2 protein-coding genes are annotated in these 1356 nt (G+C 71.5%); one reads left to right on the top strand and one right to left on the bottom strand.

What is annotated here, in order from left to right; genetic code table 11:
- Positions 1-303, top strand: a 303-nt coding sequence (locus APM_RS06850; protein ID WP_007422625.1) for a molybdopterin dinucleotide binding domain-containing protein, incomplete at its 5' end; no start/stop codon positions are given.
- Between the two features lie 54 nt (positions 304-357).
- Here APM_RS06850 and APM_RS19800 read toward each other — a convergent pair.
- On the bottom strand, positions 358-1356 hold a 999-nt coding region (locus APM_RS19800), incomplete at its 5' end, for a bifunctional 2-polyprenyl-6-hydroxyphenol methylase/3-demethylubiquinol 3-O-methyltransferase UbiG (protein ID WP_007422626.1).

The raw sequence follows: 1356 nt of genomic DNA on the forward strand, positions 1-1356 counted from the left end.
GGGATGGACGACCGCTATCGCGGCGTGTTCGGCCGGCGCGACGTCGTGTTCATGAACCGCGCGGACATGGCGCGGCTCGGCATCGAGCATGGCGGGCGGATCGACGTCGCCCATGCCGAGGACGGGGCGCATCGCCTCGCCGGGTTCACCGCCATCGAATACGACATCGCGGAAGGCTCGGTCGCCGCCTATTACCCGGAGGCCAACGTGCTGATGCCGCTGGCCCGGCACGACCGGCAGAGCGGCACGCCGACCTACAAGTCGGTGCCGGTGACGGTGGCGCCGCTCGCCGCCGGGGAATAGCGGGGCCTCGCTGTCCGGTCGGGTGGACCCATCCGGCCGGAACGTCCCCGAGGCTCAGCCGCGCTTCGGATAGGCGCGGCTGCGTTCGGCGAGATCGCCGCTCATCCCGGCATCCGGCGCGTCGTCGGCGATTTCGGCCACCTTCCGCGCCAGCACCCAGGTGCCGACATAGCCGGCGTGACGGGTGATCTCCATGTCCGCCGCCGCACGGCCGGGGAACAGCCGCACCAGGCTGACCGGGCTGCGCATGCCGGCATCGACGATCTCGAAGCCGCGCGCCGGGCCGAACAGGATCCGCATCGCCTCGTCCGAGTAGCGCCAGAAATCGTTCGGCGTCTCGTGCAGGGGAAAGGTTTGGTGGGTGATGTGGAAGGTCAGGCCGCCCGGGGTAAGGGCGCGGTTGATCTCGGCGGCGACGCGCCAGGGCTCGGCGATGTGTTCCATCACCGCGACCGAGAAGATGCCCTCGAAGGCGGCCCTGCCGGTCGCCGCCGATAGGGAGTGCGCGTCGGCCACGAGGTCCACGCCCGGCGCGGGATGAATGTCGCAGCCGACATAATGGCAGTCCGGTTCGAAATCGCGGGCCCGCGCATAGGCACCGGGGCTGACGAGGCGGGCGCCGATTTCCAGCACCCGGCCGCGCCGTTGCCGGAGTTCGTCGATGAAGGGCCGGATCACCAGCGGCGAGGGCGGCGGCGGCGGCAGCGGCGGCGGTTCGAGCGGGATCGAGACGTCGCCTGCATCGGTCGCGATCTCGAGGCTGGCGGGCTGGAAAGGCGGAGCCTCGAGGTAGAGGCTGAAGCCGCTGTCGCCGATCTCGGGATAATGCGACTGCACGTCCGGGCGCGGCGCCGGCGGCACCGGATCGGTGCGGCGGTCGCCGACGCGCAGCGCGACCGCGCGCACCTTCACCGCATGGGCATGGATCCAGCCGCAGACAAACACGCCGCAGCGGTCGCACCAGAAATGCTCGATCGCGTGGACGATCGGGAATGGCGGCGCCGGCGGCCGCCGCAGGGCGGCGAGCTCGGCTTCGAGGGCGGCGACCCGGTT

This window comes from Acidiphilium sp. PM, from assembly GCF_000219295.1.
Lineage (GTDB): Bacteria > Pseudomonadota > Alphaproteobacteria > Acetobacterales > Acetobacteraceae > Acidiphilium > Acidiphilium multivorum.